General features: G+C 59.7%; 9 protein-coding genes. 3 read left to right on the top strand and 6 right to left on the bottom strand.

Features of this window, described 5'->3' with window-relative positions:
* From CRP40_RS14610 to CRP40_RS14615, 3 genes are read left to right on the top strand one after another with little or no spacing between them, the layout of a single operon-like run.
* Nucleotides 1-2,889 (top strand): hypothetical protein, encoded by a 2,889-nt coding sequence (locus tag CRP40_RS14610; protein WP_141400908.1) that lies wholly within the window; start codon nucleotides 1-3, stop codon nucleotides 2,887-2,889.
* Between the two features lie 16 nt (nucleotides 2,890-2,905).
* Nucleotides 2,906-3,424 (top strand): hypothetical protein, encoded by a 519-nt coding sequence (locus CRP40_RS21835; RefSeq protein WP_141400909.1) that lies wholly within the window; start codon nucleotides 2,906-2,908, stop codon nucleotides 3,422-3,424.
* Between the two features lie 38 nt (nucleotides 3,425-3,462).
* Nucleotides 3,463-7,323 carry an RHS repeat protein gene (locus CRP40_RS14615; RefSeq protein ID WP_027914338.1) on the top strand — a complete coding sequence of 1,287 codons (3,861 nt, stop codon included), beginning with the start codon at nucleotides 3,463-3,465 and terminating at the stop codon, nucleotides 7,321-7,323.
* A 36-nt stretch (nucleotides 7,324-7,359) separates the two neighbouring features.
* Here the strand turns inward: CRP40_RS14615 and CRP40_RS14620 are convergent, their stop codons facing one another.
* The 6 genes from CRP40_RS14620 to CRP40_RS14645 all read right to left on the bottom strand — a co-directional run bounded on the left by CRP40_RS14620 (nucleotide 7,360) and on the right by CRP40_RS14645 (nucleotide 15,686).
* Entirely contained in the window at nucleotides 7,360-8,439 is a 1,080-nt protein-coding gene (locus tag CRP40_RS14620) for a fimbrial protein (protein ID WP_050587310.1), read from the bottom strand.
* 55 nt (nucleotides 8,440-8,494) lie between these two features.
* Nucleotides 8,495-10,978, bottom strand: coding sequence for a fimbria/pilus outer membrane usher protein (locus CRP40_RS14625; protein ID WP_033695003.1), 2,484 nt, complete (start codon nucleotides 10,976-10,978; stop codon nucleotides 8,495-8,497).
* 27 nt (nucleotides 10,979-11,005) lie between these two features.
* Nucleotides 11,006-11,761 carry a molecular chaperone gene (locus tag CRP40_RS14630; RefSeq protein ID WP_027914341.1) on the bottom strand — a complete coding sequence of 252 codons (756 nt, stop codon included), beginning with the start codon at nucleotides 11,759-11,761 and terminating at the stop codon, nucleotides 11,006-11,008.
* A gap of 91 nt (nucleotides 11,762-11,852) precedes the next feature.
* Nucleotides 11,853-12,395, bottom strand: a complete 543-nt coding sequence (locus CRP40_RS14635) for a fimbrial protein (RefSeq protein WP_027914342.1) — start codon at nucleotides 12,393-12,395, stop codon at nucleotides 11,853-11,855.
* Between the two features lie 366 nt (nucleotides 12,396-12,761).
* Nucleotides 12,762-13,172: a PA2817 family protein gene (locus tag CRP40_RS14640; RefSeq protein WP_027914343.1), complete on the bottom strand. Its 411-nt coding sequence runs from the start codon at nucleotides 13,170-13,172 to the stop codon at nucleotides 12,762-12,764.
* A gap of 66 nt (nucleotides 13,173-13,238) precedes the next feature.
* Entirely contained in the window at nucleotides 13,239-15,686 is a 2,448-nt protein-coding gene (locus tag CRP40_RS14645) for an acyl-CoA dehydrogenase (RefSeq protein WP_027914344.1), read from the bottom strand.
* Nucleotides 15,687-15,695: the final 9 nt, after the last annotated feature.

Consider the following 15,695-nt stretch of genomic DNA (forward strand, 5'->3'; position numbering starts at 1 on the left):
ATGGCCTATTCAAAAAGACAAATGCTTGAGCGGCTGGGTAAAGGTTCCGCGACCTTGGGCTGGGGTGCAGTGGCGGCCTATAGCCGGTCCAGGCTTAACCGCTTGCTGATGCAACAGTATCAGCAGCGCTTGGATACACTGAGCTTTCTGCCGCCCTTCAACGATGAGTTGGCGTTCACCGGCGCGCGTGCGGCGGTCATCGAGCTGGAGGGACTGGAGTTCGGTGCACCGCGACTGTCGTTCATCAACGCTTCTTTGACCAATTCGCGGGCGCGTTTGATCATGAACCTGATCGCAGGGCGCTGCACCACCGTGCAGCTGAGCGATGGCGCCTTGATCAACACGTTCAACGTGACCGAGGCCATGGGCTATACCCTGGAGATTGACCTGGACCTGATGCTGGTCACAGGCGAGGTCGATCGCCATGGCCGGGTTAGCCTGGACCTCGCCCATGGCAGCAGCCTGCGCTGCAGCTTGCTGCAAGATCAGCCCTTGCTCAACCAGCAACTGGTGACAGCGCTTGAAACCTGGTTTCATGGCCTGCCTGCACGCATGACCCAGTTCGATCTGGGGATTGTTGATCTTCAAGGCTATCACCCACTGAGCCCACGGCGTTTCATCATCCGCACCCAGGCAGCGCCGGGCGCCAAGTTGAGTCAGGCTGTCAATCAGGGCGATGGCGCGGTACTGGTGTTCATTCGTGTGAGTGCCAACAGTGCCGACGGTTACTACCCCGACAGCAGTTACCCTTACCTGATCCCCGATGGTAACTACTCAGCCAGTTTGCTGTTGGACCGTTCGTTGACCAGGTATGCAGACGGTCAACAACTGGAAATACTCAATAGCCTGTTGTTTCCTGGCACCTATGCCTTCGTGGAGGCCGAGCGCCATGAGCCCTTCGACATGCTGGTGCTGGGCAATATCGACCCGCTGGTTACCACCTATTCGGTGGAGCCCGCCGAAGCGGTTATCAAGGCGGGCGAGGCGCTGAGTTTTACCTTGCATGACGGCCAGGGCAGGGCCGTAAGCGCTAGCCGTTGGCATGCAGTAAGCCTGCACAGCCACTTGCCGCAAGGGCATGGGCAGATCGACTCAAAGGGGCGCTACAGTGCGCCCAGCCCCCAGGACATTGGCTACCAGAGCCTGACCGTGGTGGTGACCGCCGAGCTCGATGGCACAAAGCCGGGCGAGGTCTTCGTCGCCTCCGCTCGCCTGCAAGTGAGTTTCGAGTCGCTAGCGACGTTTCCCAACGCTGCGAGTTACTGGCCAGACCAACAGAAGGTGATTCCTTTGGCTGGCTGGCAGAAGGATGCACAAGGGGTGCAGTGGTCGTTGCTCGAACCGTTTCACGGTGAGTTGTCCGACCAGGACCAGCACCGTGCGCTGTTCGTACCCGACCGCGGGCCTGGCGTACGGCCACTGGTCGTACAACAGGTGCAGGCGCACGCCGGACAAGCTCGCGATGCGGCATTGGTGATGGTCAATAGCCAGCCGCTTTTGAGCCTGTACCCAGCCCATGTGGCGAATGTACAACATGGGCAAACTGCGCAACTGAGTGAGCCCGTGCAGTTCATGCCAGGCGCCGACCGCCGCTGGCGTGTGTTATCAGGGGAGGGCGAAGTTGACCAGACTGGCGCCTTCTCCAGCCGTGGCCAGCACAGTGGCACCAGCGTGGTGACGTGTGAGGTGGTGAGTAATGGCGTGGTGTTCGCCAGCGGCCATAGCGTTGTGCAGCATAGCGACCTGGAAATGGAAGGCAGTTGGAAAGAGCTGAATCAGTTCACGGTCAGGGTCATGAGCGGCCAGGATGGCAACCGCCAGGGCCGCCAATTCAACAATGGCTTCCAGCAGCTGGAACTGGAAGTCTATGTCGAGACAGCTCAGGTCAATGGTAAGGACTATCCCTTGAGCGTGACCGAATTGGCAACGCTGGGGCTTTACCACGAACGCACGCCTGAGCGCGTGAGCACGCTTGCCCTGGAACGCGAAGGCATCGAACTGGGCGATCCTGAACTCTGGGCGGTCAGTACCCGACCCAATCGCTTTCACCTGGCGAACGGGCGCGCGGCGGCTGCCGCGCCCCGGCGTGCAGTCACTAACCGCGAAAGCATTGTTTACCTGTACTTGCACTGCCGAGCGGGCGCTGGGCAGACCCGGCAATTCTATGCGGGTTTCCAGGCCGATTCCAAACAGATGCATTATTCCACCGACACCACCGTGCATAACGCGAGGATCGAAGTGTCGGCGGCGCAGTTGCAGGTGCTCGAGAACGACTACAGTTTCACGCGCCAACGGGTCGATGGCGGGGGCGGCGATAATGAGCAAGATGATTTCGATTTCTTCCTGACGACCATTGATTACTGGACGTTCCGCTACACGCACGCCAAATTCGTATCCTGTGAAGTGCTGGGTATGGAAGGAAATCGGGTGTCACCGCTTACAACACCGAACATTTCGATGATCACGTGGGAAGGGCCCAGCCAGCATGACCGGATGTTCAGCTACACAGGGCTGATTTTCCATGACTCTCTTGAACCTTACCCTGAGACTGTAGAGTTTGATACTGTCATGGAATCCATTCGCAAAGATCTTGAGTTGGACGCGCTGCCAGTTGATCGACGGTGGTATGCCTCTGGGTCATTGGTGCTGGTGAACTTGCGCCGGGAAGATGTTTACAGGCTCACTCTCCTGGATTGGGTAAAGCGGTGGTTGACACCATCGCTGGTCGTGTTGCTGCGTGACGAAAATGGCAACAGCCACTACCGTCGCTTCAGTTACTTGTCAACCAGTAAGCCTGAGCACCGTAATTACTTTGATCACGTCAGCGTTTCGCCGCACGTTCTGAACGCGCCCCAGCGCGCCGTATTGACCTTGCATAATAACGCTTGAATGAAAGGGGTCGACGATGAAAATCCAGTACTTGATGGTGCCAGTGCTATCGCTGCTCCAGGCGTGTAGTCATGGGACCGATGCGGTAGCTGCACAAGACTACGGCAGGTTGCTGATTGCTGAGCGTTATGAAAACCAGGCACCTGTCAATTCCTGTTCCATCCCGATACCGGCGCCAAGTTATTCGATGCACACCTATACATTAGAAGATCACGGTTGTAAGAGGAACTCGGATTATTTTTCCATGAGCAACGTCGCCTCGGCGGTGGAGATACGGTTCTATGATCAAGTTGATTGTAAAGAGGTGCCTGTGAAGCCTGTGTTTCCGCCCTTTGAAAACAATTGGACTGCCCACGTCGAAACGATAAAACATCCGACGACCACCCGGTGGGTAAAAATGACTGAAGTGCGAGACACGCCGGTCCGCGGTATTGTGGTAGCGGGTGTCCAATTACTTAATATAGAAGTGATTTCTTCCTTCGTTCCTCCATGGGAGCATCAACTCAGCTGCGTAAAGATTCGTAATCTCCCATAGCATCCAACCCACTGTTACCGCCAAGGCCGGGGGGCACCATGTCCGTCAAGCACTCACTCCATTCCAACGCCTTCAACTTCATGAGCTTCATCCAGGGTGGTGTCGATCCGCGCACCGGGCAATACACGATGAAGATCGAACTGCCCGACCTCGGTGCCAATACGTTGCTGGGCCCGGAATTCACACCGACGTTGTCATTCTCGCCCCTCAATATCATCGACTCCGGCTACGGCGCTGGCTGGACGCTCCAGTTATCCCAGTACACACCGGATAACCAGGTGCTGGCCTTGGGCACAGGCGAAACGTACCGCATCACCGACCGGAATGCGCAGCCGATGGTGCTGGCAGAGCAGAAACTGGTCAATTTCAAGGTCTATCGTGACAGTGATGATGCCTTCAGGATTGAGCACCGCTCGGGCTTGGTAGAGATACTGACTCGCCAAGGCAGTAACCAGGCTCCGGTATTCTTGCCGGCTCGGCTGTTCTCGGCCCAGGGCCAGAGCCTGGCTTTCACGTATCGGCTGTTCAACAGCCAGCATCCGGTACTCGACTCCATCAGTGACGACACTCAGCAGAACGATGGCAAGCGCCGTATCCTGTTCCAGACCGCTCGCACGGCCAATGCCGTCGTGTTGAAGCTGCACCCGTTCGTCGGTGCAGACGGAGCGCCCCTGGTCACCTACGACATGCAGCTCAAGGAGGATGATCAACGGGTCGAGCGCATCAGTGTATTGGGCGAAGCGCAGGGCAAGCAGGTCGAACAGGCGCGGTGGGATATGATGTACGTACGTACACACGGGCACCTCTGTCTGAGCCGTGTGACTACGCCAACGGGAGCAGTGGAAATGCTCTCATACGCTGATGCCGGTCACCAATTCCCTGCTGGCAGCGGCCGGCCTTCGCCGCTTCCTCGGGTCACCCGGCATCAAATCGAACCCGGGGCAGGGCAGCCTTTGGTGGATGTGGACTACCGCTACCCTGGCGCGCACAACTTCATAGGTGGCGGCACATCGCTGCCATGGCGCGACGATGGCTTGGATAACCTCTACAAACTCGCCGACAGCGATACCTACGAGTATCAGAGCGTGGAGGTCTGGAAACAGGAAGGCCAGGAGATTCGTAGCATCACCCGCACCTTCAACCGTTACCATCTGCTGACTGAAGTAAAGACCCTGCAAGGCAATTGCCAACAAACCTCTGCCACGGGATACACCATTAACGCAGGTGGCTTCCACCGCCAGCCGCCCACGTTCCAGTTGCCCACCGAGGAAACGCGCCGGTGGGTGGTGGTCGGCAGCGAAGTACCCGCGCGTTCGGAATCGGTTATCAGTACCTACGATAACCATGGCAACGTCTTGACCCGCAAGGAAGCCAACGGCATCGAGGTGCGCAACGAATGGTTCCAGGCGGCGGAGCAAGAAGGGCATCCGCACGACCCCAGTGGCTTTGTGCGGCACCTCAAAAGCACGACCACCTATCCGGCCAGCGACGGGCAGGGCTTGGCACCGGTGCTCAGCCAACGTTTCAGCTATGTGGCCTATGCGCCGCTTGACGACGCCGAGCAGCCCGGTCCAAGGTTGACGGTGCCGTGGTTCGAAGTCGAAAGCGAAACGCTGGTCGATGTGGACGATGGCGAGCGCTGGCTGGAGTGCACGCGTTATGAGTACGAACATCAGGCAGCCAGCTGTATGGGGCGGGTGAGGGAAAAAACCGTGCAGTACCCCGCAGGACCGGAGGATCCACCCGAAGCGACCCTCGATACCGTCACCCATTATGACTACTCTACGCCACTGAGCACCTACACCCGGCAGAGCGTCTTGCACACGCTTGAGACGCTGACCGGGTACGACGGTGAGGTCAAGCAGACCACCCTGGAGCATTCGCTGCACACCGGCCAGCCGCTGCTCAACCGCGATGACAATGACGTCGAAATCCGTTACGAGTACGACCCGTTGCAACGGGTGACCCAAGAGACGGTAGCGCCGGGCAAACCCCACGAAGCCACTCGACGCTATACGTATTTCTTGCGAGATTCCGCTAACGGTGTGCCCGAACAGTGGCAGTTTGACGTCAAGGGCGTAAAGACCATCACCTATCTGGACGGCCTGAACCGGGTGGTCGAGGAACAGCGCATGGACGTCGATCACCCTCTGCTCGGCGAAACGCTGCGCCAGACCTACCGCGCCGGGTACGACGCACTGGGTCAGATGCAGACGCAAACCGAAATCGACTGGCTCGGCGATCAGCAGCTGGAACTGACCAGCACGTTCGAGTACGACGACTGGGGCGAGCAGGACTGCGTGGTTGGGCCAGACGGCGTGCGCGAGTACACGCGCACTGACCCCGTCGGTACCCCTGCTTCCAAAGGCCCTGTTATCACCCAATGGCGTGAGGTACTCGACGAGCAGGGGAACCTCGTCTCCAGCGGTATCACCGTTACGTGGCTCAACCTGTTCGATAAACCCACGCGTATAGAACGCTTTGCGCCTGGCAAGCTGGAGCCAGCTGACGCCATCAGCCTGCAACGCAATCAGTACGACGGGCTCGGGCGCCTGTTCGAGGAGAGCGTAGGCATGGCGGGCAAACCTCAGCGTGTCAATCGATACACCTATGACGCCTTCGAGCGCTTGGTGATCCACACCCTGCCCGATGCTGCCCAAGTGCGGCGAAGCTTTGCCGCCCATAGCCGCGAAGACCTGCCCACGCGTATCAGCGTATCGAGCAGCCGCGGCGGCGATCAATTACTGGGTGAACAAGGCTTCGACGGCCTGAACCGGCGTATCAGCGCCACGACCGGGGGGCGCCTGCAGCGCTTCGAGTACGAACCCGGCCAGCGCAAGCCGTGCTGGGTAACCATGCCCAGCGGCGAGCGTGTCCATTACGAGTACCAGCCCAGCCTCAGCGAGCAGCCTACGGTGCGTACGGTCGGCGGCGTCACCACCCGCTTCACCCACGATCCACAAAATGCGCGCTTGATCGACTGTGAAATCCCTGACCTGCGCTTGACTCGGGATCATTTCAGTAATGGGGACGTGAAAGTGGAAAGGCGCTGGGTTGAGGGCGAGGCTGCGCCTTTCGAGATGCGTTACGACTACAGCTATCGCAGCCGTCTGCTGGCGTACCAGGATGTGCTCGGCCAGGTTCAAAGCAACGACTACGATGCCCTGGGGCAGCTGAAATGCACCACCTTGTACGCCGCACTAACCGACCAGCCGCTGCTTCAGGCCCACTTCAGCTACGACCTGTTTGGTCGCCTGCACACCACGACCACCCGGGACATGGCCAGTGATCAGGCGCTGCGTACGCAACTGCGGTATGACCCACATGATCGCGAAGACCTACGCACCTTCGAGTTCGGCCGCTTTGCGCTGGACGAGGATACGGGCGAGTGGGTCTTCGTGGCCGAGCATACTCAGACCCTCAGCCAAGCTTATGATGACGTCGACAAGCTCGTCCTGCGGGTACTGTCCGATGAAACCGGTGTGCTACGCGAAGAATCCTACAAATACGATTTGCGCGGACGCCTGACCGACTACAACTGCGCGGGCGAGCAATGTCCGATTGACCCCTATGGCCAGCAAATCAAGACTCAGCTGTTCCGCTTGGATGCGATCGACAACATCGACCTGTTGACGACCACTGCGGCCGACAATAGCCGTTCGCGGGTCATCTACAAATTCGAAAATGCCGCGGACCCAGCGCAGTTGACCTCCATCGAGCATTCATCTCTGCCGGCGGTGCAGCTGCGCTATGATGCCAATGGCAACCTGATCCAGGACGAAGCCGGCCGTACCCTGACGTACGATGCGTTGAACCGCCTGCAGAGTGTCGATGGACCCACCGGTGCTGCTCGCTACCATTACGATCCCGAAGATGTACTCAGCGGTATGAGCCAGTAGAAGGTGCATAGGCGGGGTAGGGCATCGAAGCGCAGTTCAGCGGTAGCGAATGGTGAAGTTGAGTGCTCCGTTGGCGTCACCCGCACGCACGGCGGTGGCCGCTTCCACCTGAATGAACTGCGCACTGAAACGCAGCGGCGTGGTGCCATCGGCCAGGGGTCTCAGCGGCACCTCTTTGTTCAATGCCAGGGGCGTGCCATCTTGCTTGAGAATTCGTATGCCTACGCCTCGCGCCGACGATGTGGTAGTCAGTGAAAAAATACCTTCCAGGGGCGAGCCGATCGGAATTGAACCATTGATGCCGGTGAGCTCGATGGTGGCGTAGGTGTTGTGCTCAGGGTCGACCTCACAGCCGCTGAGCGTGATGGTGAAGGGTTCTGCCGGCGTGGTGACTCCGGGCGCGCTAAATCGCGAGCGCTCCCACTCGCCTAGCTTGACCGGGTTAGGGCTGACGCCTGTGCCTGCCAGGCTGCACTCGCTGTTGACCACTTCGGCTTGCAAATGATAGGTCAGCGCCAAGCCAACGGTCGGTTCATCAAAGTACCCTGTGAACATGCTCGTATCGAGTTTGTGGATGCCGGGCGGAATTGGCCCGGTCTTGTACAGGGTTACGTTGTTTTCAATGAATCTCAGCTGAAACGCTGACGTGTTCTCGGCATCGTGATAGGCAGTAAACGGCACCAGCGGCGGGTTGCGCCCGTAAGGTATGAATGTTGTCGGACCTTGGTCACTGAATGGCCAACCCAACTCGATACGTGCACCAATACCCGGGATATTGGTTTGCAAGATCGGGCTGCCATCGATGGTATGGATGGGGAGCAACGGGCGTACCGGTTCAAACTTGAAGTGCCAGCGCGTCCCGCGGTTAAAACACTCCAAGAGGCTGTTCGCCTCGTTATTCGTGAAATCATAAACGTTGAAACCGCCCAGTTGGCGACCTACCTGGGCATCGCGCGGCACATGCACGGTACCGATTTTACGAATGAACGTCATTGGGCCTGTTGGGTATTTATCGTACCACCAGCAGGCCTTGCTTTTGACTTCGGAGGCGGCCACTGCTGGCTGGCTGCTGATGCTTAGCACCAACGCAGCGCACACTGTCAGGTATTTCATCATTGGGACTCCTTCACAGCCCAGCCTGTGCTCAGGCTGGGCGCTACAAACATAGGGCCTAGCCGCAGACCAGCGATAGCAGGTGATAGCCTTGCTGAGCAGGCGAGTCTTTGGGGTCAACTGCGACTTGGCACATGCCGTCCTCATGCTCGTTCCAGCGCACGCTCAACACCTGCGCCTGGGTATGCGTGGAAAGCATGACTTGGCCCGCCTGGCCGACGATGCCCAGCTGCTTGCCCAGGCTGTCGACTACTTGGGCGCCGAAAGGCAACGGTCTGCCTTGTGCAGTACGCAGCGTCAGCACCAAGCGGGTCACGCGGCGGGCCTCGAAGCGGTGCTTGACCACGGCGCCTCGGCTTGGCACCACGCGTGCCGAACCGTTGTCGATTTCCACCTCCGGGCCGAGGCGGTCGGTCTGCAGCACCAGACTATTGTTGCGGTAGGGTTGCAGGTGCGGTACCAAGGCAAAGCCCTTGGCATTGGTCAGCGCTCCGGTGGCATTGCGCACACCCACATCCGCAATGTCGGGGACCTCGATCAGGGCCGCCGTATCCCCAAGGTACGGGCCAACGGCCAAGCCATCCTCATGGAACAACAACGCACCACTGGCATTGAGGGAAAGGCTGCGGTAATCACCGGCTTCGGTGAAACCTGCGCCCAGCGAGCCACTGCGGCCTTGGTGCGCGATGCTCAATGCTGCGGCCTTCTGCTTGCTTTCGTTCTGACTGAGGCTGGCGCTGTAGCTGATGGGGTACTGTGTGCTGGAACCGTTGAGCGTGGCACGCTGACTGTGGCCCTGGTTGTTGCTCAGCGCATCGAAGGACGCCGTGGCGCTGTGACCGATGTCCAGCGGCATACTCAGCGTCAGGCCGAACAGGCGTTGGGACGGGAAGTCGTCGTTCAATGACTGGGAGGCAAACAGGCTGTAGTTGACCCCGCCATGGTGGGTTGTGAAATTGACCTGATACTGACGCTGGGTGGTCGAGCGTTGCCAGTAGTCTTGCTGCGAATAGGTCAGGCTCAGGCCGCTGCGCTGCCCCACAGGCTGGTGAACGGCCGCTTCCAGGCGGCTTCGACGGGCTCCCATGAAGCTGTCTTGTCCGCTATGTTCACGCACGGCTTCGTCGAAGTCGCGGTATCCGCGGGTCGAGTAACGATAGCCGGCAAAGCGCAGGGTGGTCTGGCTGGCAAAGGTCTTGCCATACCTGATCGCGTGGCTTTGGCCTTGTTGGTTGCCAGAGGCCGCTTCGCTGTTGGCCTGGGTGATGTCCAAGCCAAGCGCGCCCCAATCGCCTAAATCCTTGCCCAGGCCGATATTGGCGGCGTGGTAGTAGTGGCTGGCCATCAGCCCACCGTAGAGCGTGGTGTTCCACGGCATGCCCACTGCGGCGGTGGATTGCCATACGGTCGGGCGGTCGAAGCTAGCGGCTGGGTTGTAGCGACCCACGGCAATGCTGTAGCGCCATACACCTTCACGCAACAGGTTGCTGAGCGTGGCATAGGGCTGGGTGTAGCGTTGTACGCGGCCATCGTCCTCGGTCAGGACAATATCCAGCTCACCGCTGCCGCCTGGGCTCAAGTCGTCGATGGCATAGGGCCCAGGGCTCACGTAAGTGGTGTAGATCGGATACCCGTTCTGCCACACCTCGAGCTTGGCCCGGGTTTGCGCCACGCCACGGATGATCGGGGCGTACTGCTGCAGCGTGTCGGGCAGCATGCTCGTGTCCGAGGCAACTTGGACGCCAAGCAGAGGAATACCGCGAAAGACATCGCTGTCGAGAAACGTTTCGCCGATCGTGAGATTGCCGCGCAGCCCTGCGATACCTCGTTGTGCGTAGGTTTGGGACCGGCTCCAGCGTGTTGCACCCGTACCGTTTTCGCGCCATGCCTGGCTGCTGCGCAGCCGCCAGGCGCCAAGGTTGACACCGCTGTTGATGTTCAGGTCAGCGCTCGAATAACGCCCCGAATAGCGGTTGTGGCCTTGGTAGGTGGAGGCTTGGTAATTGATGAAGGCTGCGTTGATGCCGTGGTCCCACTGCGCAGTCTCCACCTGGCTGGCCAGATCACGGCGCATGGCGATCTGTGGCACCGACAACGTCAGGCGTAGCGTTGCGGCATCGAACGTCGATGTGGCGCCTGGAATGACGGCAGGCAAATCCAGGCAGGTCGCCGTGGCCAGTGTAGGATCCTGCAGGCTTTCGAGCCGCACTCCCATGCCGACGAGCAAGGGCCCGGGCAAGCAGGCGTCCAGGCGCTCGTCTTGCAGGATGAACGTCAATTCATGGTTGCCCACGAACTCCAGGTTGAGCACGACATCGACCCGGTAGCGGCCAGGCGGCAGCGAGGTCGAGTCGGCAAGGGCGTCCAGTGCGATACTCGACACGCTGTCAGGCTGGGTACCGGCCTGGCGCAAGAAATGCGCATCGAACTGCATTGCAGGTTGGCTGTGGGAGCTGGCATGGGCGACTGGCAGCCAGGGGCTGATGCCGATTAGCAGGCACAAGCAGGCGCCGCACGGGCGTCCGGGCGTGATTAATGGCATGGAAAGTTCCTCGCCTATGACGGCAAGCTAGGGGCGATTGGCGATAGGCAGGGTGAAAGGCTTGGTGTAGCCACCGAAGTCATTGATGATGCTGAACCTGGCCTGCAGGTCAGGACCAGGCCGAACTCCGTCCAGCGGCAAGTAGTGATCGCCAAACGGTGGCAGCATCGGAAGGTTTTCCAACTTGCCGGAACGCTGCGCACCGACCACCTCCAGCTGACTGAAGGTGACGTGGAACGGGGTGGGGTTGTGTGCCCTCAGTTGCGTCTGGCCGTTGGCCGAATGCAGTGAAAACTGCAAGTGGTTTGCCTGGGTGGCAGGGCTGCCCTTGAGCTGGTGGGGCCGGTAAAACAGCTTCAGACGTGTACGCAGCGCGATGTTCAGGGTGTTGTACTGGCCTGGCACGGCTTGCGGGATTTCCTGGAGGTTCAGGAAAAACAGGCTTTCTCTGTCATCGGCCAGATCGTTGGGCAAGGCGCTGATCTGCAACAGTTGCTCCTGACCAGGATCGAGGCGAAACAACTGCGGTGAAGGCATCAGCGGCACTGCGGTGACACTGTCGTCAGCCTGGGTATTGATCCAGACTTGCGCTGCATACGTCTGTTTACTGGGGTTACGCACCACGACGGATGTGCTGCGGCTGTCGCTTGGGTAAACGATCCGCGTGTTGCTCAATGTGAGCGCAGCCTGACTGCTGCCAACGGGCAGGATAAGCAGCAATGCCGCTGCGCAGGTGCTGAATATCGCGCGCAGCGAAGCCGCCCGTACTGAAAAACCTGGCATTGAAAGTCGTCCTCTAGACCAGGTGCGCAACGGCACCTGGACGCGATGGGGGTACAGGGTGTGAGCCCGGCCTCTAGCCGGGCTCGGCAGGTCAGATGATGTCGACGGTGAAGTGAATGCTGGCCGACGCTGCGCCTGGCAACACAGGTACGCTGGTTGCGCGGTAGGTCGCGTGGAACACCATGCGAGACTGGCCCGTATCATTCAGGTCGTACTCGGCCGATGCGCTACCTGGGGCGACCGAACTGCCAGTGCGGTCACGCAGCGCGATGGCTACGTTCTTGGCACCATCGGAAGTAGGGGTGACCGCGAAATAGTTGCCACTGACATCGGCAGTGCCCTCGAAGGTGACGGTGGCTTTGTTGCTGCTGAAACCACACACCGCGCCCTCTTCCACTACCAGTGCGAAGGTGCGTTGGTTGTACTCTTCACCACTGGCCTTGAAGGCGCTGGCTGGCAGCTCACCCATCTCCACGGAGCTGCCGATGGCGCCGGAAGGTGGCGAAATGATGATCGGGCAAGTGTCGGCAGTGATTTTGCCGTCAAACATTACAAGGCCTGTGTTGGCGTTTGCCGACGTGCCAATGGCCGTCATGAGGAAGCCGAGCGATGCGGCCAGGAGAGACGTTTTCATAAGGATCCTTGTTCGAGTGACTAATATTAAATGACTGAAAGGTTAATTGAATGCCAGTGGTATTGGTGTTCTTTAACTTCGGCGCGAATTTTATAGAAGTCACTTTTTTAGTTGCAAGGATAATATGAGTTCGATGTTTGTTATATTTTTTAACTATAAGACTATGTATTAGTTGTGTGTTGATTTTTCTGAGGGGCGGGGGAATTTTTTTCGAGTTAATAATTGAGCGGTGTGGCGCAATAGGCCTATTCTCTACAAAGAGTAAGAAAGCGTGAATACGGCATCAGCTGAAGGCAACGTATTAATAAGAACACGTTCCATGGGAGGACGAGGTATCCCACGTCCGGCGTGGGATACCTGGGTGAATCAGTGGCTACTGCCTTGGCGTTGTTGGCTCAGCAGCTGCTTGTGCTGATGCCAGTCAAAGGGTTGACCGCTTTCCTGCGCTGCGAAGCGAAGCTCCTCAAGCTGTTGATACATATCCAGCTCTTCATCAGGCATGAAGTGCAGGCAATCACCGGCAAAGAACCATAGCAGATCGCGGGGCACCAAATGTGCGATTTGCGGGTAACGCTGAATCACTTGGCAGATCAAGTCCTGGCCCAGGTACTGGCTTTGCAGTGGGTCTTGTGGCAACACGGTCAGCAGTTCGTCAAAGCGCTCGAGGAACAGGGTATGGCTTTCTTCCGGCACCTGCTCCGCTTCGCCCAGCGCCACGAGGATGGTGCGCAGGTGCTGCAGCAATTGCAGGTGGTATTCCAGGTGTGGGTTGGCCATGGCAGGGGTCCTCGGTATGGCTGAAAGGGGGGCGGAGTATACGCCTCCCTTGTCGTTCGGAAAGACTCAGCGCACTTTCCCGGGTTCGGGTGTCAACTGCACCTTGTCAAAGGCATCCACATCGATGACCTTGCGCCGCGCCTGTTCAGCCGCGTGCAGGCGTTGCCCCTCGTCCGGTTGCAAGACGCCAGCCTCGACCGCTGCATCGATGGTCGACTGGCCAGGCGCAGGGCGGACATCGCCTTGCTTGAGCGCCTGGTGCAAGGCCTTGCTCAGCGGTGCCGTGCTGTCGAGCAGATCGCTGGCCTGCTGGAGGGCGGCAACGGGGTCGTTCTCGCCCTGTGGGCGGTAGCAGCCGGCAAGCAGTTCTTCCAGGGCCGGATCACCCTTTCTACGGCCGATCAGCTGAGCCACTTGGGCATCGAGTTCGTCACTGGGGCCGGTATGGCGCCGACCGAAAGGGAACACCAGTACGCGCAGTGCACAGCCCACGAAGCGATTGGGGAAGTTATCGAGCAGCCGATCCAGGGCGCGTTCGGCTTGCCCCAGACTCTCTTCCAAGGCCCAGCGCAACAGCGGCCGCAGGTGCTCGGCCGAGCCCTGATCGTGGTAGCGTTTGAGCGCTGCGCTGGCCAGATACAGATAGCTCAGTACATCACCCAGCCGCGCGCTCAGTCGCTCGCGGCGCTTAAGTGCACCACCGAGCAGCATCATGGAGAGGTCGGCCAACAGGGCAAATGCCGCCGCCTGGCGGTTGAGGGCGCGGAAGTAGCCTTGGCTCAGGGCATCGCCGGGCACCTGCTCGAAGCGGCCCAGGCCCAGTCCGTAGATCAGGGTGCTGGCCGCATTGCCCGTCGCAAAACCAATGTGCTTGGCCAGCAAATCATCGAACTCCACCAGCGCCTGGTCCTGGTCCTGGCGCGCGGCCAGGGCCATTTCCTTGAGTACGAACGGATGGCAGCGTATGGCGCCTTGGCCGAAGATCATCAGGTTGCGCGAGAGGATGTTGGCCCCCTCGACGGTAATGAATATGGGCGCGCCCTGCCAGTTGCGGCCCAGGTAGTTGTTGGGGCCCATGATGATGCCCTTGCCGCCGTGCACGTCCATCGCGTGCTGAATGCACTCACGGCCGCGCTCGGTCAGGTGGTACTTGAGAATCGCCGACAGCACCGACGGTTTCTCACCCAAATCCACGGCCTTGGCCGTGAGCAAGCGGGCGCTGTCCATCAACCAGGCGTTGCCGCCGATGCGTGCCAACGATTCCTGGATACCCTCGAAGGCCGCCAGGGGCACGTTGAACTGCTCGCGGATGTTCGCGTATTGGCCTGTGACCAGGCTGGTGTACTTGGCAGCGCCCGTGCCAACTGCCGGCAGCGAGATGGAGCGGCCTACCGACAGGCAGTTCATCAGCATCATCCAGCCCTTGCCGAGCATGTCCTTGCCGCCAATCAGGTAGTCCAGGGGGATGAACACGTCCTTGCCACTGTTGGGGCCATTCATGAAAGCCGCGCCCAACGGCAGGTGGCGTTTGCCGATCTCAACGCCGGGTGTGTCGGTGGGAATCAGCGCCAGGCTGATGCCAAGTTCTTCTGTCTCGCCGAGCAAGTGGTCCGGGTCGTAAGCCTTGAAGGCAAGGCCCAGCAGGGTGGCGACCGGCCCGAGGGTGATGTAACGCTTCTCCCAGTTCAGGCGCAGGCCTATGACGTCTTCCCCCTTCCACTGGCCTTTGCAGATCACGCCAGTGTCGGGCATTGCCCCGGCGTCGGAGCCAGCGTGGGGACCTGTGAGGGCAAAGCAGGGGATGTCTTCACCGCGAGCCAGGCGCGGCAGGTAGTGATCGCGCTGTTCGTCGGTGCCGTAATGCAGCAGCAACTCGGCAGGGCCCAGCGAATTGGGGACCATGACCGTGGAGGCCAGGTCACCGCTGCGCGTGGCGAGCTTCATCGCCACCTGGGAGTGGGCGTAGGCGGAAAAGCCCTTTCCCCCGTACGCCTTGGGAATGATGAGGGCGAAGAACCCGTGATCCTTGATGTGCTGCCAGGCCTGCGGTGGCAGGTCCATGTCCTGGCCGATCTGCCAGTCGCTGACCATCGCGCAGAGTGCCTCGGTCGGGCCATCGAGGAAGGCCTGCTCCTCTTCGGTGAGCATTGGCGCAGGGTAGGCGAGCAGGGTACGCCAGTCGGGGCGGCCACTGAACAGCTCGCCGTCCCACCACACGGTGCCGGCATCGATCGCCTCGCGCTCGGTCTGCGACATGGGGGGCAATGTGCGCTTGAACCATTTGAACACCGGGCCCGTGAATATCTTGCGGCGCCACTCGGGCAGTAACACGAGCGCGGCGTTGAGCGCGATCACCAGCCACACCACAACCAACAGCCAGCCGGGGGCTTTGCTGAAGATGCCCATCAGCAGCGTGTAGACGGCAACGATGCCAAGTATCTGCAAGGGCGGCAGGCGCCGGTGCATGAGGTAAAGAGTGCCGATCACCAGCACTAGCAGCCACAACAGCAACATAATCACTCC

Origin of the sequence: Pseudomonas sp. URMO17WK12:I9, from assembly GCF_900230165.1 — a bacterium.
Taxonomy (GTDB): Bacteria; Pseudomonadota; Gammaproteobacteria; order Pseudomonadales; family Pseudomonadaceae; genus Aquipseudomonas; species Aquipseudomonas fulva.